This is a genomic window from Pseudomonas sp. PKS (assembly GCF_051913525.1).
GTDB lineage: Bacteria > Pseudomonadota > Gammaproteobacteria > Pseudomonadales > Pseudomonadaceae > Aquipseudomonas > Aquipseudomonas guariconensis_D.
This window is the reverse complement of the sequence record NZ_JBEGDO010000020.1, coordinates 64,502-88,258: the sequence shown is the minus strand read 5'-3', so window position 1 is coordinate 88,258 and position 23,757 is coordinate 64,502. Positions and strand designations below refer to the sequence as shown.

The 23,757-nt window shown below is 63.6% G+C and carries 15 protein-coding genes; 12 read left to right on the top strand and 3 right to left on the bottom strand.

All coding sequences use genetic code 11. The features are described 5' to 3' along the window. The first annotated feature begins 102 nt into the window (after positions 1-102). The 7 genes from ABOA88_RS18685 (at position 103) to ABOA88_RS18655 (ending at position 6,972) form a co-directional block, all read left to right on the top strand. Positions 103-1,020, top strand: a complete 918-nt coding sequence (locus ABOA88_RS18685; protein WP_196170040.1) for a glutamate/aspartate ABC transporter substrate-binding protein — start codon at positions 103-105, stop codon at positions 1,018-1,020. Between the two features lie 145 nt (positions 1,021-1,165). Beyond that, entirely contained in the window at positions 1,166-1,912 is a 747-nt protein-coding gene (locus ABOA88_RS18680; RefSeq protein ID WP_196170039.1) for an amino acid ABC transporter permease, read from the top strand. Then, the gene (locus ABOA88_RS18675; protein WP_196170038.1) at positions 1,913-2,584 is read left to right on the top strand and encodes an amino acid ABC transporter permease; all 672 of its coding nucleotides are present in this window, start codon (positions 1,913-1,915) and stop codon (positions 2,582-2,584) included. Continuing rightward, positions 2,581-3,315: an amino acid ABC transporter ATP-binding protein gene (locus tag ABOA88_RS18670; RefSeq protein WP_043206506.1), complete on the top strand. Its 735-nt coding sequence runs from the start codon at positions 2,581-2,583 to the stop codon at positions 3,313-3,315. The genes ABOA88_RS18675 and ABOA88_RS18670 overlap by 4 nt, the downstream gene beginning before the upstream one ends. 62 nt (positions 3,316-3,377) lie before the next feature. After that, complete coding sequence (locus ABOA88_RS18665; RefSeq protein ID WP_367851939.1) at positions 3,378-5,282, top strand: sensor histidine kinase; 1,905 nt, start codon at positions 3,378-3,380, stop codon at positions 5,280-5,282. 13 nt (positions 5,283-5,295) lie between these two features. Next, positions 5,296-6,621, top strand: coding sequence for a sigma-54-dependent transcriptional regulator (locus ABOA88_RS18660; protein ID WP_043206502.1), 1,326 nt, complete (start codon positions 5,296-5,298; stop codon positions 6,619-6,621). Between the two features lie 24 nt (positions 6,622-6,645). Next, a complete protein-coding gene (locus ABOA88_RS18655) occupies positions 6,646-6,972 on the top strand; it encodes a GlpM family protein (RefSeq protein ID WP_196170100.1) in 327 nt (108 codons plus the stop codon). 95 nt (positions 6,973-7,067) lie between these two features. On the opposite strand, the gene ABOA88_RS18650 is transcribed toward ABOA88_RS18655, so the two are convergent. Beyond that, complete coding sequence (locus ABOA88_RS18650) at positions 7,068-8,063, bottom strand: alpha/beta fold hydrolase (protein ID WP_367851940.1); 996 nt, start codon at positions 8,061-8,063, stop codon at positions 7,068-7,070. A gap of 194 nt (positions 8,064-8,257) precedes the next feature. Between ABOA88_RS18650 and ABOA88_RS18645 the strand changes: the two genes are divergently transcribed. Continuing rightward, on the top strand, positions 8,258-13,687 hold the full coding sequence (locus ABOA88_RS18645; RefSeq protein ID WP_367851941.1) for a dermonecrotic toxin domain-containing protein: 5,430 nt from the start codon (positions 8,258-8,260) through the stop codon (positions 13,685-13,687). A gap of 115 nt (positions 13,688-13,802) precedes the next feature. Continuing rightward, entirely contained in the window at positions 13,803-14,720 is a 918-nt protein-coding gene (metR, locus tag ABOA88_RS18640) for a transcriptional regulator MetR (protein WP_043206532.1), read from the top strand. Here metR and ABOA88_RS18635 read toward each other — a convergent pair. Continuing rightward, entirely contained in the window at positions 14,704-15,117 is a 414-nt protein-coding gene (locus ABOA88_RS18635; protein ID WP_367851942.1) for an NUDIX hydrolase, read from the bottom strand. The two genes, metR and ABOA88_RS18635, sit on opposite strands and share 17 nt — an antisense overlap. A gap of 164 nt (positions 15,118-15,281) precedes the next feature. On the opposite strand from ABOA88_RS18635, the gene ABOA88_RS18630 reads away from it, so the two are divergent. The 3 genes from ABOA88_RS18630 to ABOA88_RS18620 all read left to right on the top strand — a co-directional run bounded on the left by ABOA88_RS18630 (position 15,282) and on the right by ABOA88_RS18620 (position 22,107). Further along, on the top strand, positions 15,282-19,568 hold the full coding sequence (locus ABOA88_RS18630) for a DNA glycosylase AlkZ-like family protein (protein ID WP_367851943.1): 4,287 nt from the start codon (positions 15,282-15,284) through the stop codon (positions 19,566-19,568). Positions 19,569-19,786: 218 nt separating this feature from the next. Continuing rightward, positions 19,787-21,406 (top strand): FMN-binding glutamate synthase family protein, encoded by a 1,620-nt coding sequence (locus ABOA88_RS18625; protein ID WP_196170031.1) that lies wholly within the window; start codon positions 19,787-19,789, stop codon positions 21,404-21,406. A 155-nt stretch (positions 21,407-21,561) separates the two neighbouring features. After that, a complete protein-coding gene (locus ABOA88_RS18620; RefSeq protein ID WP_196170030.1) occupies positions 21,562-22,107 on the top strand; it encodes a DUF417 family protein in 546 nt (181 codons plus the stop codon). A gap of 58 nt (positions 22,108-22,165) precedes the next feature. Here the strand turns inward: ABOA88_RS18620 and ABOA88_RS18615 are convergent, their stop codons facing one another. Next, positions 22,166-23,584, bottom strand: a complete 1,419-nt coding sequence (locus tag ABOA88_RS18615; RefSeq protein WP_196170029.1) for an amino acid permease — start codon at positions 23,582-23,584, stop codon at positions 22,166-22,168. Between the last annotated feature and the right edge of the window lie 173 nt (positions 23,585-23,757).

Genomic DNA, 23,757 nt, shown 5'->3' with positions numbered 1-23,757 from the left:
CTACACTTGGTAGCCGAATGCACCACGTTTGCTGCTGCATTCGTGGAACGAAGAGTCCGCCAACGGCTCCATAAAAAAAACAAACACGTCGAGGAAAATTTGATGCGCATCGTTCGTCAATTGCTGGGCGCCGCCATCGCGGCCGCTGTCATCGCATCGCCTGTCATGGCCGAAGAACTGACCGGCACCCTGAAGAAGATCAAGGAATCGGGCACCATCACCCTGGGCCACCGCGACTCCTCCATTCCATTTTCCTACCTGGCCGGCAAGCCAGAGCCTGTGGGCTACTCCCACGACATCCAGCTGGCCGTCGTCGACGCGCTGAAAAAGCAACTGGGTACGGACATCAAGGTCCGCTACAACCTGGTCACCTCCCAGACCCGCATCCCGCTGGTGCAGAACGGCACCGTGGACCTTGAGTGCGGCTCTACCACCAACAACGTCGAGCGCCAGCAGCAGGTCGGCTTCTCGGTCGGCATCTTCGAAGTCGGCACCCGCCTGCTGACCAAGGTCAAGGACGGTCAGCCAGCCTACAAGGACTTCCCGGACCTGGCCGGCAAGAACGTGGTGACCACCGCCGGCACCACCTCCGAGCGCATCCTCAAGGCGATGAACGCCGACAAGCAGATGAAGATGAACGTGATCTCCGCAAAAGACCACGGCGAAGCCTTCAACATGCTCGAAAGCGGCCGCGCCGTGGCCTTCATGATGGACGACGCCCTGCTCGCCGGCGAGATGGCCAAGGCGCGCAAGCCTGCCGACTGGGTCATCACCGGCACCCCGCAGTCCTACGAGATCTATGGCTGCATGGTCCGCAAGGGTGACGATGCCTTCAAGAAGGCGGTCGATGACGCCATCGTGGCTTACTTCAAGTCCGGCGCGGTCAACAAGAGCTACGAGAAGTGGTTCCAACAGCCGATTCCACCAAAAGGCCTGAACCTGAACTTCCCGATGAGCGAAGAGCTGAAAAAGCTGATCGCCGAGCCGACCGACAAGGCGGCGGACGAGAAGAAGTCCTGATCCCCAGCCAGTGGCCTGTTGCTCGACCCGAGCAGTAATCAACCCGACAGGCCACTCATTAGTGTCTAACCTTTCAACCGAGGGCGCTCGCTGCCCTCGGTTGCTCGAAGGTGCCCGTGAAACAACCGTCTGAGGGGAAATCCCGATGAATTACAACTGGGACTGGGGCGTATTCTTCAAGTCCACCGGCGTGGGCAGCGAAACCTACCTGGACTGGTACATCACCGGCCTGGGCTGGACCATCGCCATTGCCGTGACCGCCTGGATCATCGCCTTGCTGCTGGGCTCGCTGCTCGGCGTGATGCGCACCGTGCCGAACCGCGTGGTATCGGGGATCGCCACCGCCTACGTGGAACTGTTCCGCAATGTGCCGCTGCTGGTGCAGCTGTTCATCTGGTACTTCCTGGTGCCGGACCTGCTGCCTGAAGGGCTGCAGGAATGGTTCAAGCAAGACCTCAACCCGACCACCTCGGCCCTCATCAGCGTGGTCATCTGCCTGGGTCTGTTCACCGCCGCGCGGGTCTGCGAGCAGGTACGCACCGGCATCCAGGCCCTGCCTCGCGGTCAGGAATCGGCTGGCCGGGCGCTGGGCTTCAGCCTGCCGCAGATCTACTTGAACGTGCTGCTGCCCCAGGCCTACCGGATCATCATCCCGCCGCTCACCTCGGAATTTTTGAACGTGTTCAAGAACTCCTCCGTGGCGTCGCTGATCGGCCTGATGGAACTGCTGGCCCAGACCAAGCAGACCGCCGAGTTCTCCGCGAACCTATTCGAGGCGTTCACTCTGGCCACCTTGATCTACTTCACCCTGAACATGGGCCTGATGCTGTTCATGCGCCTTATCGAGAAGAAAGTCTCGGTACCTGGCCTGATCTCCGTGGGGGGCAAGTAAATGGACATGGATTTCAGCGAAATCATCCCCGCCCTGCCGGCCCTCTGGGAAGGCATGGTGATGACCCTGCAACTGATGGTCATGGGCGTGGTCGGCGGTATCGTGCTGGGTACGATCCTGGCGCTGATGCGCCTGTCGTCGAGCAAGTTGCTGTCGAACCTGGCCGGCGCCTATGTCAACTACTTCCGTTCCATCCCGCTGCTGCTGGTGATCACCTGGTTCTACCTGGCGGTCCCGTTCGTGCTGCGCTGGATCACCGGCGAGGACACACCGGTCGGCGCCTTCACCTCCTGTGTGGTGGCGTTCATGATGTTCGAGGCCGCCTACTTCTGTGAAATCGTGCGGGCCGGCGTGCAGTCGATCTCCAAGGGCCAGATGGGCGCCGCGCAGGCGCTGGGCATGACCTACGGCCAGACCATGCGCCTGATCATCCTGCCCCAGGCGTTTCGCAAGATGACCCCCTTGCTGCTGCAGCAGAGCATCATCCTGTTCCAGGACACCTCGCTGGTCTACACCGTGGGCCTGGTGGACTTCCTCAACTCGGCACGCTCCAACGGCGACATCATCGGACGCTCCCATGAGTTCCTGATCTTCGCCGGGGCCGTGTACTTCCTCATCAGCTTCTCCGCTTCGTGGCTGGTCAAGCGCCTGCAAAAAAGGATCACCGTATGATTTCCATCAAGAACGTCAACAAGTGGTACGGGGACTTCCAGGTGCTGACCGACTGCAGCACCGAGGTCAAGAAAGGTGAAGTGGTGGTGGTCTGCGGGCCATCCGGTTCGGGCAAGTCCACGCTGATCAAGTGCGTCAATGCCCTGGAGCCCTTCCAGAAGGGTGACATCGTGGTCGACGGCACCTCCATCGCCGACCCGAAGACCAACCTGCCCAAGCTGCGTTCACGCGTCGGCATGGTGTTCCAGCACTTCGAGCTGTTCCCGCACCTGTCGATCACCGAGAACCTGACCATTGCCCAGCGCAAGGTACTGGGCCGCAGCGAGGCCGAAGCCACCAAGAAAGGCCTGGCCCTGCTCGACCGCGTAGGCCTGGGCGCCCACGCCAAGAAGCACCCTGGCCAGCTCTCCGGCGGCCAGCAGCAGCGTGTGGCGATCGCCCGCGCGCTGTCGATGGACCCGATCGTCATGCTGTTCGACGAACCGACCTCGGCACTGGACCCGGAAATGGTCAACGAGGTGCTGGACGTGATGGTCGAGTTGGCCCATGAAGGCATGACCATGATGTGCGTGACCCACGAGATGGGCTTCGCCCGCAAGGTGGCCAACCGGGTGATCTTCATGGACAAGGGCAGCATCATCGAGGACTGCCAGAAGGAAGACTTCTTCGGCAACCCCGAAGGCCGCCACGAGCGCACCCAGCACTTCCTCAGCAAGATCCTGCAGCACTGAGTCGGCCATGCCGCTGCCCGGTACGCCGGGCAGCGGACGCTGGTCGTGACAAGGCCACTGTGATGAAATGCGACCCCTCGCTCCTTCGCCCTGCCCAACCTGCCGTGAAATCCCGCCTGATCCGTCAATTGCTGCTGCCGCCCCTGATCATTTTGCTGATGGTCGGCCTGGGGATGGCCGGCTACCTGATCAGCGAGAGCAACGGCATCCGCACCTTGAGCGAGAACGGCGAACGCCAGCTCGAGCTGCACGCACGCACCGTCGAGAGCGAGATCAGCAAGTACACCTACCTGCCGAGCCTGCTGGAGCTTGAAGACAGCGTCTCGAAACTGCTCACAGACCCCGACGGCGGCTACCGCCAGACCGTCAACGAATACCTCGAAGGCCTGAACCGGCGCAGCCGTAGCCGGGCCATCTTCGTCCTGGACACCACCGGTCGCGTCCAGGCCACCAGCAACTGGCGCGACGCCGACTCCTTCCTTGGCGAAGACCTGTCGTTCCGCGCCTACTTCCAGGATGCCGTGCGCGGCGAGCCGGGCCGCTTCTACGGCATCGGTAGCACCACTGGCGAAGCAGGCTACTATCTGGCCCATGGGCTGGAAGAGCACGGCAAGATCATCGGCGTAGCGGTGATCAAGGTGCGCCTGGACACTCTCGAAGAACGCTGGCAACGCGCCCGCCTGGAAGCCTTCGTCAGCGACGAGAATGGCATCATCATTCTTTCCAGCGACCCGGCCCGACGGCTCAAGTCGGTGCGCCCGCTGACCCCGCAGATCAAGGAACGCCTGGCGCGCAGCCTGCAGTATTACTGGTGGCCGCTGAACGAGCTGCAGCCACTGGCCCGGGAAACCCTGTCCGAGGGTGTGGAAAAACTCACCTTCCCCGCCAACAGCGAAATCGGCCAGGGCAAGCCCCGTGCAATGGCCTACCTGGCCCAGACCCGGCGACTGGTGGACACCCCGTGGCACTTCACCTTGCTCACGCCACTGCAGGACCTGCACCGCGAGTCCATGGTCCAGGGCATCCTGGTGGGTGTGGCCTTCGCCTTGCTGACCATCCTGGCAATCGCCTGGAACGAGCGCCGCAAGGTGATCGCCACCCGCCTGGCCGCCCGCGAAGCCCTCGAAGAAGCCAACAGCCAGCTGGAGCGGCGCATCACCGAGCGTACCGCCGATCTGCGCGCCAGCAATGAGCGGCTCAAGGGGCAGATCCGCGAACGTCGGCACGCCGAGCAGACCCTGCGCCACGCCCAGGATGAACTGGTCCAGGCCGGCAAACTGGCGGCCATCGGGCAGATGTCCACCAGCATCGCCCACGAGCTGAACCAGCCTCTGGCGGCGCTGCGTACGTTGTCTGGCAATACCGTGCGCTTTCTGGAGCGCGGGGCCCTGGAAACGGCCAGCACCAATCTGCGCACCATGAACGACCTGATCGACCGCATGGGCCGAATCACCGCCAGCCTGCGCTCCTTCGCAAGACGCAGCGATGACAGTGGCCAGGCCTCGTTGAGCAAGGCAGTGGATGCCTCCTTGCAGGTGCTGGCCAACCGCATCGCCGGCTGCAAGCTGCAACTGCACAGCCAATTCGACGATCAGCAACTGGCCATCGACCAGACACGCCTGGAGCAGATCCTGGTCAACCTGATCGGCAATGCCCTGGACGCCATGACCCATCAGCCCACACCGCAGCTCTGGCTCGAGGGCGAGCTGCAGGGCGACAAATACCGCCTGCGGGTGCGCGATAATGGCCACGGCATCGATGCCGAGGCGCGCAAGCACCTGTTCGAACCTTTCTTCACCACCAAACCGGGCGAGCATGGCCTGGGCCTGGGCTTGACCCTGTCGGCGAGCCTCGCCGCCGCCGCCAAGGGCTCGCTGAGCGTCGAGCACCCTGCCAGTGGCGGGACCGCCTTCGTGCTCGCCCTGCCCTTGGTCACGCCCACCGGCAAATCGGTAGAACCTCTATGAACGCAGGGTCCCTATGAATCAAGTGCCCTTGACTGTCCTGATCGTCGAAGACGACCCCCATGTGCTGCTGGGCTGCCAGCAGGCCCTGGCCCTGGAGGACATCGCCTGCGAAGGCGTGGGCAGCGCCGAGCAGGCCCTGGAACGTATCGGCGATGACTTCGCCGGCATCGTCGTCAGCGATATCCGCCTGCCCGGCATGGATGGCCTGGAGCTGCTCGGTCGGCTCAAGGCCCGCGACCGCAGCCTGCCGGTGGTACTGATCACCGGCCACGGCGACATCGACATGGCGGTCGGCGCCATGCGCAACGGCGCCTATGACTTCATGGAGAAACCCTTCTCCCCCGAGCGCCTGGTGGATGTGGTCCGCCGCGCCCTGGAGCAACGCGGCCTGTCCCGCGAGGTCCATGCGCTGCGCCGCCAGCTGGCTGGCCACAGCACGTTGGAAGGCCGCATCATCGGCCGCTCGCCGGCGATGCAGAACCTGCGCGAACTGATCGCCAATGTGGCCGACACCTCGGCCAACGTGCTCATCGAAGGCGAGACCGGCACCGGCAAGGAACTGGTCGCCCGTTGCCTGCACGATTTCAGTCGTCGCCAGGGGCAGCCCTTCGTGGCGCTCAACTGCGGCGGCCTGCCGGAGAACCTGTTCGAGAGCGAGATCTTCGGTCATGAGGCCAATGCCTTCACGGGTGCCGGCAAACGGCGCATCGGCAAGATCGAACATGCCAATGGCGGGACGTTGTTCCTCGATGAAGTCGAGAGCATGCCGATCAACCTGCAGATCAAGCTGCTGCGCGTGTTGCAGGAGCGCACGCTGGAGCGTCTGGGCTCGAACCAGAGCATCCCGGTGGACTGCCGGGTGATCGCGGCGACCAAGTCGGACCTGGACGCCATGGGCCAGAACGGGCAGTTTCGCAGCGATTTGTACTACCGCCTGAACGTCGTCACCCTGGAGCTGCCGCCTCTGCGCGAGCGCCGCGAGGACATCCTGCAGTTGTTCGAGCACTTCCTCGAGCAGTCGGCGCTGCGCTTCGACCGTGAAGTGCCGGAGCTGGACAGCCAGACCCTGTCACGGCTGATGGCCCACGACTGGCCAGGCAATGTGCGTGAGTTGCGCAACGTCGCCGAGCGCTATGCCCTTGGCCTGCCGGCATTCAAGAAGAACGCCAGCGGCGCCAGTCAGGGCCTGGGCTTTGCCGAGGCGGTGGAGGCCTTCGAGCGCAACCTGCTCAGCGACGCCCTGCAGCGCACCGGCGGCAACCTCAGCCAGGCCAGCCAGGAGCTGGGCATGGCCAAAACCACGTTGTTCGACAAAGTGAAGAAATACGGCCTCAGCTGAGGCCAAGGGAAGCCCGTGGACCTGATACTCAAAGCCAGCCTGGGCGCCGCCGTCGTGGTGCTCCTGGCCCTCCTTTCCAAGACCCGCAACTACTACATCGCAGGGCTGGTGCCGTTGTTTCCGACCTTTGCGCTAATCGCCCACTACATCGTGGGCAAGGGCCGGTCGCTGGCGGACCTGAAGACCACCATCCTGTTCGGCATGTGGTCGATCATCCCGTATTTCGTCTACCTGACCACCTTGTACGTTCTGGTCGACCGGCTGCGCCTGGAAGCCTCGCTGGCCCTGGCCACAGTGGCCTGGCTGGTGGCGGCGACGGTGCTGGTCACGCTGTGGGTGCGCTTTCACTAAACAGCCGCGCGCCCCTCTTCGTGGGTGAACCCGCCCCTACCCGTATCGCCGTGATCCCTGTGGGGTGGGTTCACCCGCGAAAAGGGCAATACAGGTCAAAGGCCGGCCACATGTCGGATGTCTTCGCGATGTGAGCTCAGGTAAGGCAACACCGCCGCCAGCAGTGGCGCCTTGAACGGCTCCTGGAAGCGATGGGCCAACCCCGGGATCAGCCGCAACTGGCTGCCCTGGATATGCGCGGCCAGGTGCACCCCGTGCATCACCGGCAACAGCGGATCGGCCGTGCCATGCACGACCAGTGTGGGGACACGCAACTGATTGAGCAGCGCCACCCGGCTGGGCTCGGCAAGAATCGCCATGATCTGCCGCTGAGCCCCTTCTGGATTGAACGCCCGGTCATAGGCCACAGCCGCCTGGTGCAGCAGCACCGTGCGGTCGTCAGTGATCGTCGGGCTACCCAGCGCAGCCAACAGGTCCGCCTGCTGCTCGATGGCCACTTCACGATTCGGCGCATCACGCCGGGCCAGCAGTTGCACCAGTGCAGCGCTTGGCGCCGGCAGGCCCTCGGCGCCGGAGCTCGACATCACCAGCGTCAGACTGCGCACGCGCTCTGGCGCCATTGCCGCCAGGTGTTGGGCAATCATGCCGCCCATGCTCACCCCCAGCACATGGAACTGCTCGACCTTCAGCTCATCCATCAGGCGCAAGCCATCGGTGGCCATGTCGGTCAAGCTATAGGGCGCCGAAACCGGCAACCCCAGCTTGTAACGCAACAGCTCGACGGTCAGGTTGGCCGAGGCAGGCAAGTGGTTCCAGCGTGACAACCCGACATCGCGATTGTCATAGCGAACGACCCGGAACCCTTGGCGACACAAGGCCTCGACCACGTCGTCGGGCCAGTGGATCAACTGCCCGCCCAGCCCCATGACCAACAGCAACACAGGGTCCGACGGTGCCCCCACGCTCTGGTACACCACGCTCAATTCGCCCAGTTCGGCCCGTTGTACCGGCGCACGGGTGTCGCAGCGTCCTTCGGCGAAGCTCGCCGACGTGCTGAGTGACAAAAACAAGAAAACCCAAAAAGCCCGCATGAATGAAACACCAGAATGCAGATCCCCAGTAGAGCGCGAGTCTGATGAAATCCATTCGGGCGCGCTGCCATAAAACCGTGACAGTTTCGTGAATCCTGCTGGGCGGTCCTGCCATATCTGAGTACCTCATCCCTCCTACGCGGTTGCCCTTCAATGGGTCCGGCCAATCCGGCCGAACGTTTGATGGAATTCTCATGACCGTTGCGACAACACTCTACCTGCCCCCCCACGATGACTCGCGTGTCCTGTTAGCCGATACCCCTAGTACGCGCCGGGCCCTTGCGCAGTGGCGCCAGGCACGCCAGACCTTCAACCGTCTGCTCAGCCTTGCGCCTGGCGTTCGCCAAGTGGTCAATGACTTGCTGCGAAGCACGCTCGCCAGTGATCCGGACCATACCGGCCTGGTGCTGGAGTCCGATAACCAATTTGTCAGCCTGACCCACCTGTGCGTGTTCGCCCATCATCATCGGACCCCACCCCAGGATCTGAACATCAACGCCAAGGTGAAGGGCAAATCCGACGCCAATCACCAGGTGACCCAGCTACGCCCGGACGAACTGTATGCCCGCCTCGTCGCGCTTGACCTACCAACGGCGGTGAGCAAACGCTGGCAGGCGTATTGGGACGCACGCGCCGAAGGGACAACCTTGAGCCGGCGCGAGTATGCCCGCCAGCAATACCGAGCGCATGTGCTGGCCACGCTGGATATCGCGCTGGATCAGGGCACCCTGGCCGCCGAGCATCAAGCGCCGGTGATCGGCCTGCTGGAAAATCCAGAGTGGTTGACCTACAAGCAGAAAAAGGTGCAGCTCGAAGTTCCCTCGAGCCAGCCCACCGCCCTGATCATCAGCCTCGAAGATAATGCGCCCCAGGTGCTCTACTCGCCGGAACACACCCAGGCCTTCATGGGCTACGCCACACGAGAGGCGCTTGAGACCCATCTGGCCTCTACGGGTCACGAAACGATCACCTACACCGCCGTAGACGGCATCGGCCTGGGCTTCACTTCGCTGCTCGACCAGCTCGAAACCGACCTGCTGGCCACGTTGAAAAAGGGGGTAGGTCCGGACCTTGAAACCGATGCCGCCACCAGCCTCGCCCGCGCCGACGAACTGGAACAAAGCTGGCGCAACAGCCCGGTGTTTGCCCAGGCGCCGGATGACGATTACCCACACGACCCGGAGGATACCCACCCCACCCTGTTCGACTTCGGCAACCTTGGGTTGGATCTTGCCCCCGCCCTGCGCAAGGCACTGATCGGCAAACAGCTCACGCTGCTGGAAACGCGCTCAGCCAGCGAAATCGAAACGTGCCAACGGCATCAAGACGCCCTGGTCAAAACCAGAAACACAGCGCAAACGTTGGTCAGCCAAGTGACCTCATCGGCCAAATGGCACTCGGACGCCCGGCCTGTGACCGCCAGCACGCCACTGATCGAAGCTCACCGCGATGGACTGCTTGCCCATGCGCAGTTCCAGCACGCGCTCGGGCTGCTCGACGACCAGCACCTGGCCTGGGTGAGGTCGGTGTGCAGCGAGTCTGGTACCGAAGCGGCGGCCGCCCAGATCGAACTGCTGCATGAAACGAGCGAGTCCACTGACGCAGCGACACCGGACATCCTGTCCGGTGCGCTGGTCATCACACGCCAGGCAGCACTGGACGCGCCTGATAGCACCCATACGTTGTTGTTGTATTGGCTAGGCGAACACGGTGGGCTGTTGCGATGCGAAGGGCAACGACAGCTCGAGGCTTGCCTGAAAGCGGGCTTGTCTGTGCGTCTGTCCGCGCTGTCGAAAAATGCGCTCGGCCACACGCTCGATGGCGTGCTGGCCGCCTGCCGCAAGGAAAAGGACACGCTGCAAGAGCGTCTTGGCCTGGACGCAATGCCTGCGCAGTTGCCGCAACTGCGTGAGTCGCTTGCCCTGCGTCTGCAAGTGCCACGTCATGCCGCCCGCGAAACAGCTCTGCGTCTTCACAAACAGCAGCAGGAGGTCATTACCCAGGCGGGTATTGCACTCGACAGCGTGGAAAAAGTGCCCGCCCACGAACGCCAGCGCCTGCGCACACTCGTCCACGACTACCTCGCGGCGCTGCGCAAGGCCCAATCCCTGCTTCGTCGCGACCTGCCAGAGCGCACACCGTTCTGCCGGGATCTGATCAACAGACGCCTAATGCAGGACGTCAAGGGCTTCGTCGACCAAAGTGTCGAACTCGACGTGCCTGTCAGTACATCCGATAGCGGCAAGGACTTGATCGCCGGCAGCGGAGCCCCCGGGACGCCCGTCAAATCCACCCTCAAGGCCAGTACCGAACGTGTCACGCTCGCGCTCGAGACTGTCCTGCTGCAGCACATCGATGACGCGATGCATGACCGGCTGCGCTTTGTGAACGTGCAGGTCACGCCGGCCAATGACGACCTGCGCCAGCGCTTGCAAGACCGCCTGGATGCCGCTTATCTGCGCACGCTGGCCAACGAACTTGACGTTGCAAAGCAATACGAGGCAGCGATCACCCATGCCTTTAGGGGCAATGATGAAGGCGACTTCGAGCAAGCCTACCGACGCGAATGCCTGATCGAGCCCCACCGCCTGATACTCAAGCTGCAAAATCTGCTGTTTCACACCAGCGGTCACCTGGACAGCACCAGCCACGCCATGTTCGCCCAGGTGATCGATTCACGCAGCAAAGCCGACCTGCAGGCCAACGGCTTCGACCTGTGCCTGCAGGCTGCACGGCTGACAAGTGGAGGGAAGGATACCGACGACCAGTCCACCACCCTCGCGGGCATCACGTTCATCGAGGACCGCATCCACAAGACCACGCTCTTGTACCGACCAGACCATCCCATCGCGCCACTACGCCAGTACCCGGACCTGGAGTCGGCACGGCTCAGCCTGTTCGAGGGCAGCGTGGACGCCCGCGAGCGCGACTATCTGGTCAGCCGGGCACTGGAGGGCAATTCCAGGGCCCACCATTCGCGCCTGGATCAAGCCCACCAACATCGTTTCAACGGCATCATCGGCATTGGCGCCGAGTGGCCCGCGACACAATCGCTTGCCCAGTTGCAGCTCGATACCCATATGGGGCAATTGCTCCAGGCACATCGCGATACCTCACGGACCAACCTTGACTTGCACATCGAGAACCTCGCCGCGCAGGCTGGAAAACTGCTGCTGGGCTTCAAGATCGCACTGGGCTTGATACCCGTCCTGGGCTTACCGGTAAGTCTTTATGATCTGTACGACGCCTCTGCCGAACTGGTCAGAGCCGTGGCCGATGGCCAGACAGGCAATGTGCTCGATGCCATTGAGAATGTACTGACCAGTCTGGTCGATGTCGCCATGGATGTGCTGGGCAGTGGCGTGGACATCCGAGCTTCCGCGCTGCGCCGTTCAGCCAGGCGATATCAATTAGGGCAATTGTCGACAGCGGGCTCGACATCGCCCCGCCTACCAACCCCGAGCAGGGAACCGCTTGCCGGATTGGCCGCTTACCAGGTCAGTGACCCCGTCTCCCTGGTGGGTCTGTCCTCGGCCAATCAGGGCCGCTACCGTGGCATTTATCGTCATTCCCAAGGCAACTACATCGAGGTGCAGGGCCGCCAGTACAAGGTCGGGTGGGACGAGACCAGCCATACCTGGGAATTGACCGGCGACACCGGCAGCGCATTCAAACGGGCAATCGCGCTGGATGAAATGGGTCACTGGGACACGCACCTTGCCCTGTACGGCGTCCACCGCCTGGGTGGAGGCGCCGGCGGCGGTCAGGCACTGGGCCACCTTGCCGACACACTGGACCCCCTATGGCCCGCCGTCATCAGAGAACAACTGCCCCGCTGGTGGCGCGACCGGGCCTACCGGCTGCACAACCGCCTTCGCGCTAGCACCCCGCGCGACTGGGACTTGTTGGAAGCCAGGACCAGAGCGCTCAGACCACGCATGGAACCTTCGCTATCGGTGCATATCCACAACACCGAGCTGATCGCCGAGATCAAAGCGTGCATCAAGGAGGCCAAGCGCCTGCATGCCGACTACCTGAGCCTCGCCGAGGTGTCGTCAGGGCGCCTTAGAGCCCAGAGCACGGCTGACGCGAACAACGTGGCCATAATGATCGTCGACGGTCACTACCGGTTGATCGAGGCCAGTCAGTTGCGCTACCTGGAAATACTGGACGAGCTGGGCAATCTCAGACAAGCGAGCCATGGAAAAACGTATGAGCTGCGTCCTGAAATGGGCAGCCCGTTGTTCCTGGCCAAGCTCCAGGAGTACTTGGCTATTCGCCTGCAAATGAGTACCCAACGTGGCAAGGCGCTGGCAGAGCTGGATGAATTGCGCGAGCACGTGCAAGCGATCCATCCATGGCGTAGGAAAATCACGAACACCCAGCCGAGTCGGGAGAAGATTTCAACCATAGATGCTGGATTGCAGCGGGTGACAGACCCTGTTTTGGACTACATGGAGATCTCCCAACTGCAGGACCTTCTGCTCAAGCCCGTACATTCGCCCGATGGCGGCTGGTTCAATCTCCGAGTTCTGATGGCAGGGCCCCAATCCGATCTGGATCGTGCCCTCTATCTTCTTCATGAACTGCCTAATGTGCAGGCCAGCAACCGTCAACGCAGCGTTATCGTGGCCAGATCGATCGACCTGATAGGGCAGTTCAAAAGCAGACTGAGGTATTGGAAGCTCAGTTACACCGACTACTTGGACCTTTCGAGGGTAAAAAGCCTGGAAACCAAGCTCGAAGCCTACATGCCCTATGCCAAAAAATTACAGGACGCCGCACAGCAGCCACAGCAGCCACAGCGCCCTGGCCAAGGAGCCAACCAACCACGGGTATTCGAAACCGCGCAGGACCATTACCTGATCGGCACCCGTGACCGGCAACACCCCAACACCTACCACGTCACAGGCGCGAACGGCCGCATCGAAATCTATCGACAGGACGCCTCCGGCAAGTTCACTCTCACTAACCCAGACTCCACCGACCTGAGGCACTTTCGCCAGGCAACCCTCACGGAGCTGCAGGCTGAAGCGACTCGCCACCTCGACGCACTTCAGGCGTTCCAGCGCCAGATCGAGCAGTACTCGGCACAAGAGATGGACGGGGCCAGCCTGCAAGACCTGATGCAGTTCAAGGCAACGGACCTTGCTGACATTGCCAGCCGGATCACCCAGGTCGATCCCACCGAACCTTCGTTGCCACGTTTACGCGAGGCCTCTGACCGTCTCGTCGAACGCGGCCGGACCCTGCGTATCGAACAGATCAGAAAGACGCGCGAGCCCAACGGTGCGCAGCTCGACTACCTGGTTGGGCAGGATGTCGTGAAGATCGAGAAAGTGGGCGCTCTGGTCGAGCTCAAGCGGACCCCCGATGGACGTCGAGACTTCCTTCAGGAATTCCAAGTGATCGATAAACGCCAGGACCTGCCCAAGGTGCTGTGGTACGCCCATGTGCACTTCAACAAACCAACCCCTGCGTTCGACGACTTCGTCAAGGCGCACCTGAAGACACCGGCCCAGCGCTACCTGGGCAGGGAGTGGCAAATCAGCCATGTGGAGGCCATCTGGCGCGGCGACCTGAGTCGTGCCCAGGCTCTGAAACACCTCGCACCGCACTTCTAGCTATTGCGGGCACCTGTTCAGGTGCCCCTCTTTTCCCCGCGTCGACAACGCGTTCAACATGAGGGAAACTCAACAGCACTCGTTGTTGAACCCCATGAATACACTCGGAGCCGACGTGCTGGAAATCCGCCACCTGAAAACCCTTCATGCCCTGCGCGAAGCCGACAGCCTGGTTGAGGCCGCCGAACGCCTGCACCTGACCCAGTCGGCCCTGTCGCACCAATTCAAGGAACTGGAAGAACGCTTGGGAATGGCACTGTTCGTGCGCAAGACCAAGCCGATCCGCTTCACCAGCGCGGGCCTTCGCCTGCTGCAACTGGCCGATGCCACCCTGCCCCTGCTGCGCGGCGCCGAACGTGACATCGCGCGCCTGGCCGGGGGTACCGCGGGCCGCTTGCACATGGCCATCGAGTGCCACAGCTGTTTTCAATGGCTGATGCCGACCATCGACCAGTTCCGCGACGCCTGGCCGGAAGTGGAGCTGGACCTGGCCTCGGGCTTTGCCTTCGCCCCGCTGCCGGCCTTGGCCCGTGGCGACCTGGACCTGGTGGTGACCTCCGACCCTGTGGACCTGCCGGGGATCACCTACGTGCCGTTGTTCACCTACGAGGCCATGCTCGCGGTTGCCAACCAGCATCCTCTGGCCAATAAACCCTACATCGTGCCCCAGGACCTGCTCGACCAGACCTTGATCACCTATCCCGTGGAGCGCGATCGCCTGGACATCTTCACCCGCTTCCTGGAACCGGCCGACATCGAGCCCGCCGCGGTGCGCACCTCAGAGCTGACGGTGATGATGATGCAGTTGGTGGCCAGTGGCCGTGGTGTGTGCGGAATCCCGCACTGGGCACTGCACGAATACAGCTCGCGCGGCTATGTGAAAGGCAAACGCCTGGGTGAGAAGGGCCTGTTCGCCACACTGCACGCGGCGGTGCGCACCGACATGCTCGATGCGCCTTATATGCGCGACTTCCTGCTGACGGCCAAGGACACGTCCTTCTCCACCCTCGATGGTGTCAGCGCAGTGCGCTGACCGTCTGGCGGTAGAGCGGCAGGATCAGGTCGCGGGTCAGGGGCGCCAGCTCAAGGTCCGTGGCCTGGTCAGCGGCCAGCCAGACCACTTCTTCGATCTCTGCCGCCGGCGCGACGTCCTCGGCGCTGTCGACCCGAAACAGCTCGGCCTGGACTTCAAAGCCTGGCTCGTTGGCGGCTGGGGCGCTGAACTGGCCCAGATAGACCGCTTGTGCAGGGTCCAGCCGCAGCCCCAGCTCCTCATGCAGCTCACGCACCAGCGCCGCTTGGGGCGACTCACCGGCATCGATCTTGCCACCGGGCTGCATGAAGGCCTGGGTGCCGTGCTTGCGCACGAGCAGGGTACGACCTTGCGGGTCGATCAGCAGGGCGGCGGCTATGCGGATGGTCTGGGACATGGGGGCTCGCTTACCGGTAAAAAGGCAGCAAGGATCACACGGCGGCTGGGTACGGACAAGGGACCGCGTCGTGCCCTTCGCGGGTTTACCCGCGAAAGGTAGGAGGCAAAGTTCATGACGAACGGCCCCTTGCCAATGGCCGCCTCACCCGCCATAAACGACACATGAACCTTCCCGCCCAGCACCATCCGGTGCTCGACCTGTTCCACCCCGCCGTCGGCACCTGGTTCCGGCAACACTTCGCCACCGTGACCGACGCCCAGGCTAGGGCCTGGCCGCTGATCCACGGCGGCCAGTCGATGCTGCTCGCCGCCCCTACCGGCTCGGGCAAGACGTTGAGCGCCTTCCTTGCCGTGCTCAATGAACTGTTTTGCCAAGGCCTTGCTCAGGGCGGGGAACTACCCGCTCAGACCCAGGTGGTCTATGTATCGCCACTCAAGGCGCTGTCCAACGACATCCGCCTCAACCTGGAGGTACCGCTGGCGGGCATCAGCCAGGCGCTCCTGGCCCAAGGCCTGCAAGCGCCACGCATCACCACCCAGGTGCGTACCGGCGATACTCCGCAAAAGGAACGCGCCGCCATGCGCAAGCAGGCGCCGCACATCCTGGTGACCACCCCCGAGTCGCTCTACGTGCTGCTGGGCTCGGCCTCTGGCCGCGAAGGCCTGGCCAGCGTGCACACGGTCATCGTCGACGAGATCCACGCGTTGGCCGGCAACAAGCGCGGCTGCCACCTGGCCCTGACCCTGGAGCGCCTGCAAGCACTGTGTGGACGCCCCCTGCGGCGCATCGGCCTGTCCGCTACGCAGCGCCCAGTGGAGCGGGTGGCGCAGTTCCTGGTCGGTCACCAGCGCCCCTGCGCCATCGTCGACGTCGGCCATGCGCGCCGCCGCGACCTGGCCATCGAAGTACCACCGGTGCCGCTGGGGGCGGTGATGGCCACCGATGTGTGGGACCTGGTCTATGACCGCATCGCCACGCTCGCCCGCGAACACCGCACCACCCTGGTCTTCGTCAACACCCGGCGCCTGGCCGAACGCTTGACCCGTCACCTGGGCGAACGCCTGGGCCAGACTGCCGTGGCCGCGCACCACGGTAGCCTGGCCAAGGAATACCGCCTCGCCGCCGAGCAGCGTCTGAAGGCGGGCGAGCTGCAGGTGCTGGTGGCCACCGCCTCGCTGGAGCTGGGCATCGACATCGGCGAGGTTGAGCTGGTGTGCCAGATCGCCTCGCCCGGCTCGATTTCAGCCTTCCTGCAACGGGTCGGGCGCTCCGGCCACCAGGTGGAAGGGGTGCCCAAGGGGCGGCTGTTCCCGACCTCGCGAGACGACCTGATCGAATGCGTGGCCTTGCTCGACAGCATCCATCACGGGGAGCTCGACGAGCTGCACATTCCCAAGGCGCCGCTGGACGTGCTCGCCCAGCAGATCGTCGCCGAAGTGGCCAACCAGCCCTGGCCGGAACTGGCGCTGTACGACTGCCTGCGCCAGGCGACGCCCTACAGCGCCCTGGACCCGGACCACTACCAGGCCCTGCTGCGCATGCTCGCCGAGGGCTACAACGGACGCCAGGGCATACGCAGTGCCTACCTGCACCGCGATGCGGTCAGCGCCACCTTGCGCGGACGCCGGGGCAGCCAGCTGACCGCCCTGACCAGTGGCGGGACCATTCCGGACACCGCCGACTACGCGGTGTTGCTCGAGCCGCAGTCGCTGAACATCGGCAGCGTCAACGAAGACTTCGCGGTGGAAAGCATCGCCGGCGACATCTTCCAGCTGGGCAACGCGTCCTATCGCATCTTACGGGTCGAGCCTGGTCGGGTGCGGGTCGAAGACGCCCACGGCCTGCCCCCGACCATTCCATTCTGGCTCGGTGAAGCACCGGGGCGCAGCGATGAGCTGTCCGCCGCCGTTGCCCGTCTGCAGGCGCGAATCGATGAACGCCTGCAGGCCAGCGCCGGCGACTTCGCCCCGGTGCTGGCCTGGCTCCAGGACGCCTTCGCGCTGGACGAAGCCTGCGCCAGCCAACTGCTCGACTACCTGGGCCGCACCTGGCAGGTGTTTGGCGCCCTGCCCTCCCAGCAAACCCTGGTGATGGAGCGTTTCTTCGACGAGTCCGGCGGCACCCAACTGATCATCCATTCGCCCTACGGCAGCCGTATCAACCGGGCATGGGGCCTGGCCCTGCGCAAGCGTTTCTGCCGCACGTTCAACTTCGAACTGCAGGCCGCGGCCAGCGAGGACGCCATCGTGCTGTCGCTGTCGACCAGCCATAGCTTCGCGCTGGACGATGTCTGGCGGTATCTATCCAGCGCCAGCGCCGAGCCGATCCTGATCCAGGCCTTGCTCGACGCGCCGCTGTTCGGCGTGCGCTGGCGCTGGAACGCTGGCGTGGCCCTGGCCTTGCCGCGCTATGTCGGTGGGCGCAAGGTGGCGCCGCAGATCCAGCGGATGAAAAGCGAAGACCTGATCGCCGCCGTGTTCCCCGACCAGATTGCGTGCCTTGAGAACATCGCGGGTGAGCGGCAGATCCCCGACCACCCACTGGTCGAGCAGACCCTGGACGACTGCCTGCACGAAGCCATGGACAGCGAGGGTTGGCTGGCCCTGCTGCGGCGCATGGAAAGCGGCCAGATACGCCTGCTTGCCCGCGACCTGCCCGCGCCATCGCCGCTGGCCTCGGCCATCCTCAATGCCCGGCCCTACACCTTCCTGGACGATGCGCCTCTGGAAGAGCGCCGCACCCAGGCGGTGCTCAACCGCCGCTGGAACGAAGTCCAGGGCAGCGACGATCTGGGCGCACTGGACATCGACGCCATCGCCGCCGTACAGGCCGAAGCCTGGCCGCAACCGAACAATGCCGACGAAATGCACGAAACCTTGATGAGCCTGGGTGCCGTCAGCCAGGCCGAGGTGCAGGCCAACGCATCGTGGGCTGCCCTACTTGGGCAATTGGCCGATGCCGGTCGCGCCTGCCGGCTGCACACCGGCGAGCATATTCTGTGGCTGGCCCGCGAACGCCAGAACCTGTTGCAGGCGTGTTATCCCCAGGCCCACTTGACGCCTGGGCTCACGCTTCTGCCAGGCTTCGACCAGGCTGTCGAGCCAGACACCGCGCTGACCGAACTGCTGCGCTCGCGTCTGAGCGGTTTCGGCCCGTTGACCGTGGCGCAGATCGCCGCGCCCCTGGGCCTGCCCAGCAGTGATATCGAACAGGCCCTGGCCCGCCTGGAGGTCGAAGGCTACGTGCTACGGGGGCACTTCAGCCCTGGCCAGCACACCCAGCAGTGGTGCGAGCGGCATCTGCTGGCGCGTATCCATCGCTACACGGTCAAGCGCCTGCGCCGGGAGATCGAGCCGGTCACCCTGCAGGACTTCATGCGCTTTCTGTTCGACTGGCAGCACGTGACCACCGGCGAGCGCGTACAGGGCCCGCAGGCAGTGAGCTTGGTGCTCGATCAACTGCAAGGCTTTCCGAGTGCGGCCGGGGCCTGGGAGGCGGAGCTGCTGCCTGCCCGCATCAAGGACTACAGCCCGCACTGGCTAGACGATGCCTGCCGCAGCGGCCAGTGGGCCTGGAGCCGACTGGCATCGACCGTCTCCGCCAGCACGCTGTCGAGCACACCGCTGGTGCTGTTGCCCCGTGAGCACCTGGGCCTCTGGCGCAGCCTGGCCCCCGCTCCGGCGCCCGACGCACTCAGCCCCAGGGCCCAGCGTGTGTATCTGGCACTGCAGGAGCAAGGTGCATTGTTCTTCGATGAGCTGGCTCAAGAAGCGCATCTGCTACCCAGCGAACTGGAAACAGCCCTGCAGCAATTGGTGGGCGCGGGCCTGGTCAGTGCGGACAGCTTCACCGGCCTGCGCAGCCTGATCACACCCGCTGCCAAGCGCAGTTCGCGTAACAATCGCCGCGGCCATCCGCCGCTCTCGAGCAGCATGGCCCACGCCGGGCGCTGGGCACTGCTGCGCCGAAGCAGCCAGACGCAGGAACCAGAGCGACGCCTGGAACACATCGCCCGTACGCTGCTGCGCCGATACGGGGTGATCTGTTGGCGATTGCTGGAGCGCGAAAGCGACGTGCTACCGCCCTGGCGTGATTTGCTGCGTTGCTATCACCGCCTGGAGGCACGCGGGGAGATCCGCGGTGGGCGCTTCATCGCCGGGCTGGCCGGAGAGCAATTCGCCCTGCTCGAGGCGGTCGGTTTGCTGCGCCAGGTACGAAAGCACACGCCACAAGGCGAGCGGGTGATGGTCAGCGCCTGTGACCCGCTGAACCTGCTGGGAACGTTGCTGCCAGGGAACAAGGTGGCCGCGGTGGGTGGCAATCGGCTGCTATATTGCGATGGCGTGCCGGTGGCGACTCGGGTGGCGGGGCGTTATGAGTGCCTGCTGGAAGCGCCGGCGACCGAGCAGGAGAGCTGGCGACAGCAGTTGTTGCGCGACAGGCCCTGAAGCCGCTTCGCACCATTTCGCAGGCTCCTACCGATTGCATGCCACAAAGCCTTGTGGGAACTGGCCAAGCCTGCGATGGGCCGTGCAGCGGTCCCTGGGCATGATCAATCTTTCATGTGTACAGCGGGCCATCGACTGGCAATACGTCACGCAATGGGGCTATGGTCGAGGTTTGACCCAGGCCCCTGAGCCTGACCGAGCCATCGCAAGGACCCCGTATGAGCCTGTCACTTCTCAGTCGCTATGCCTTCTTCACCGCCTGTGTGCTGTTCACCCTGGCCAGCCTGCCCTTCCTGCACCATGAATGGCTGTGGCCATTCACCCTGACCACCGGCGTGCTCAGCCTGATCGGCCTGTTCGACCTGCTGCAGCAGCGCCACGCGGTGCGGCGCAACTACCCGATCCTTGGCAACATCCGCTACCTGGTCGAAGCCATTCGCCCAGAAATCCGCCAGTACCTGCTGGAAGCCGACAGCGATGCCCTGCCGTTTTCCCGGGCCCAGCGCTCGCTGGTCTACGCCCGGGCCAAGAACGAAGCGTCCGACAAACCCTTCGGTACGCTGATCGACGTCTATGAATCGGGCTTCGAATTCATCGGCCATTCCATGCGCCCGGCGCCCTTGGCGGACCCGTCGAGCTTTCGCGTGGTGGTCGGTGGCCCGCAGTGCAGCCAGCCGTACTCGGCCTCCATCTTCAATATCTCGGCCATGAGCTTCGGCTCGCTCAGCGCCAACGCCATCCGCGCCCTGAACCAGGGCGCCAAGCTGGGCAACTTCGCCCACGACACCGGCGAAGGCAGCATCAGCCCTTACCACCGCGAGAATGGCGGTGACCTGGTCTGGGAGCTGGGCTCGGGCTATTTCGGCTGCCGCACCCCGGACGGGCGCTTCGACCCCGAGCGCTTCGCCGAGCAGGCGCGCAACCCGCAGGTGCGCATGATCGAGATCAAGATGAGCCAGGGCGCCAAGCCCGGCCATGGCGGTATCCTGCCCAAGCACAAGGTCACCGAAGAGATCGCCGCGACCCGCGGCGTGCTGATGGGCGAGGACTGCATCTCGCCGTCACGTCACAGCGCCTTTTCCACGCCCATCGAGATGATGCAGTTCATCGCCCGCCTACGTGAGCTGTCCGGCGGCAAGCCGGTGGGCTTCAAGTTCTGCCTGGGCCACCCCTGGGAGTTCATGGGCATCGCCAAGGCCATGCTCGAGACCGGCATCCTGCCGGACTTCATCGTCGTCGACGGCAAGGAAGGCGGCACAGGTGCTGCGCCTGTGGAGTTCACCGACCACATTGGCGTGCCGCTGCGCGAAGGCTTGCTGTTCGTGCACAACACGTTGGTGGGATTGAACCTGCGCGACAAGATCAAGCTCGGCGCCAGCGGCAAGATCGTCAGCGCCTTCGACATCGCCAGCGTGCTGGCCATCGGCGCCGACTGGGCCAACGCAGCCCGCGGTTTCATGTTCGCCATCGGTTGCATCCAGTCCCAGAGCTGCCACACCAACAAATGCCCCACTGGTGTGGCCACCCAGGACGCCCTGCGTCAGCGCGCCCTGGTGGTGCCGGACAAAGCCCAGCGGGTGCTCAACTTCCACCACAACACACTGCGCGCGTTGGCCGAAATGCTGGCTGCGGCAGGCCTGGAGCATCCGGCGCAACTGGAGGCCAAGCACCTGGTACGGCGTATTTCCGCCACCGAAATCAAACTGTTCTCGCAAATGCATGTGTTCCTCAAGCCGGGCGAATTGCTCACCGGCGAGGTGAACGGGCAGTTCTATTCGCGCATGTGGCAGATGGCCCGGGCGGACAGTTTCGAGCCGCACACCGAGGTTGCCGCCTGACGCTGTCCCCATCCGATGTGCCTGCGCCGGGCCAGGCACATCGGTTGATTTAGAGCAAGGTCCTACAGTGCGCCGAGCCGCCTCCTACCCACCCATTAAACAGTCGTTAATCGATGGCCGACATGCTCGATGCCTCTCAATCAGGAGTGCACATCATGTCGTCGACCAACAATCCAAACTTTCCAGAAACCTGCTCGCTGTCCAGGCCTCAGTGTCTGCTGGCACTCGCCAGGCAGATCGCCGTGCTGGGCGTTGTCACGCCGATGTTGATGATCGGCCTGCTCAAATTCACATCGATCGAAATACAAGCCCTCAAACCGCTCATCAGCCAGACACCTTGGCTGAGCTGGTTGTATGCCGTGTTTGGCGAGGCGGGGACATCCTACTTGCTGGGGGTGGTGGAGATATTGGCCGCCCTGCTGGTCTTAGCCAGCCGATGGTCGACCAAAGCCGCCATTGCCGGTGGAGGGCTTTGCGCGCTCACCTTCGCCACGACACTGTCGATCATGCTTGCCGTGCCGATCTGGGAGGTCGCGTCAGGTGGTTTCCCCTGGCTCAACCGCGCCGGCAGCTTTCTGATCAAAGATCTAGCACTGCTGGGTGTGAGCCTGATGGTATTGGCAGAAGGCCTGCTTCGCCGCCAGCGGCGCGCGCGATTGCCAGCCAGCCGCATGGCGGCGGTCAGCTCCACAGGCCATTGATGGGGAGTACAAGTGCCCCAAAAAAACAAAGCCCCGGCGCTGGCCGGGGCTTCGTTCGTCAGGAGGCGGTACTCGCCACGCCCTGCGTCTCTTTCGGCGCCAGGCGGAACGCGTAGTACAGCACTGTCAGCAGCACCAGGAACGCCGGGCCGATGTACAGGGCCACGCGAGTGTCCTCGAAGTAGGCCATCAGGCCGACCACCAGCACCAGGAAGGCCAAAGCCAGGTAGGAGCTCAGCGGCCACAGCCACATGCGGTACTTCAGGCCCTGACGCTCAGCGGTGGAAAGGCCGGCGCGGAACTTGAGCTGGGCAAGCAGGATCATCACCCAGGTCCAGATCGCACCGAAGGTGGCGATCGAGGTCACCCAGACGAATACCTTCTCAGGCACCAGGTAGTTGGCCAGCACGCCCAGCAGCAGCGCGCCGATCGACAGCAGCAGCGCATTGCGCGGCACGCCGCTCTTGGAGGTACGGGCGAAGGCCGCCGGGGCCTGGCCATTCTGCGCCAGGCTGTAAAGCATGCGCCCGGTACTGAAGATGCCGCCGTTGCAGGAGGACAGCGCCGCGGTGATCACCACGAAGTTGATGATGCCAGCGGCAGTCTTGATGCCCAGACGCTCGAAGGTCATCACGAACGGGCTGCCTTGGCTGCCGATTTCGTTCCACGGGTAGATCGACAAGATCACGAACAGCGCGCCCACATAGAACAGCAGGATGCGCCAGAACACCGAGCCGATGGCCTGGGGAATGGTCTTTTGCGGGTTGCGTGCTTCACCGGCAGTCAGGCCGATCATCTCGACGCCCAGGTAGGCGAACATGACCATCTGCAGCGACATCAGCACACCGGTCACACCGTTGGGCATGAAGCCGCCGTTGCTCCACAGGTTGGAGATGCCCATTGCCACGCCATCGTTGCCGAAACCGAAGGCGATGATGCCGATGCCGCCCAGGACCATGGCAATGATCGTGACGATCTTGATCAGGGCGAACCAGAACTCGAACTCGCCGAACGCCTTGACCGCGATCAGGTTGATCGCCCCCATGCTGCCCAGTGCTGCCAGGGCCCAGATCCAGCGGGGTACGTCAGGGAACCAGATGCCCATGTAGATGGCCACGGCCGTGATTTCCGCCACGCAGGTCACCAGCCACAGGAACCAGTAGTTCCAGCCGGTCAAGAAGCCCGCCAGTGGACCGAGGTAATCCTGGGCATAGCGGCTGAAGGAGCCGGCGACAGGGTTGTGAACGGCCATTTCGCCGAGCGCGCGCATGATCACCAGGATGGCCAGGCCACCGATGATGTAGGAAAGCATGATCGCAGGACCGGCCATTTCGATGGCCTTGGCTGAACCGAGGAACAGGCCTACACCGATACAGGCGCCCAGCGCCATCAGACGGATGTGCCGTTCGCCCAGCTCGCGCTTGAGTGGGCCGCCCTGGGCGGTCTCACCATGGGCAGGGTGGTTGCCGACTGGCATAGCAATACAACCTCATTTTGTTATTGGATATGACCTTCGTGCAGCGCCGGCCATGCCGATGGGCGTGGCGTCGTCTTGCCAAGCGAGCCTTGTGGGCCCGCCTGTCTACCGAAATCCGGCAGACGAAGGGGTCGAGCAGTATAGGAATCCGCCCGCAGGGCTTTTCACTATAT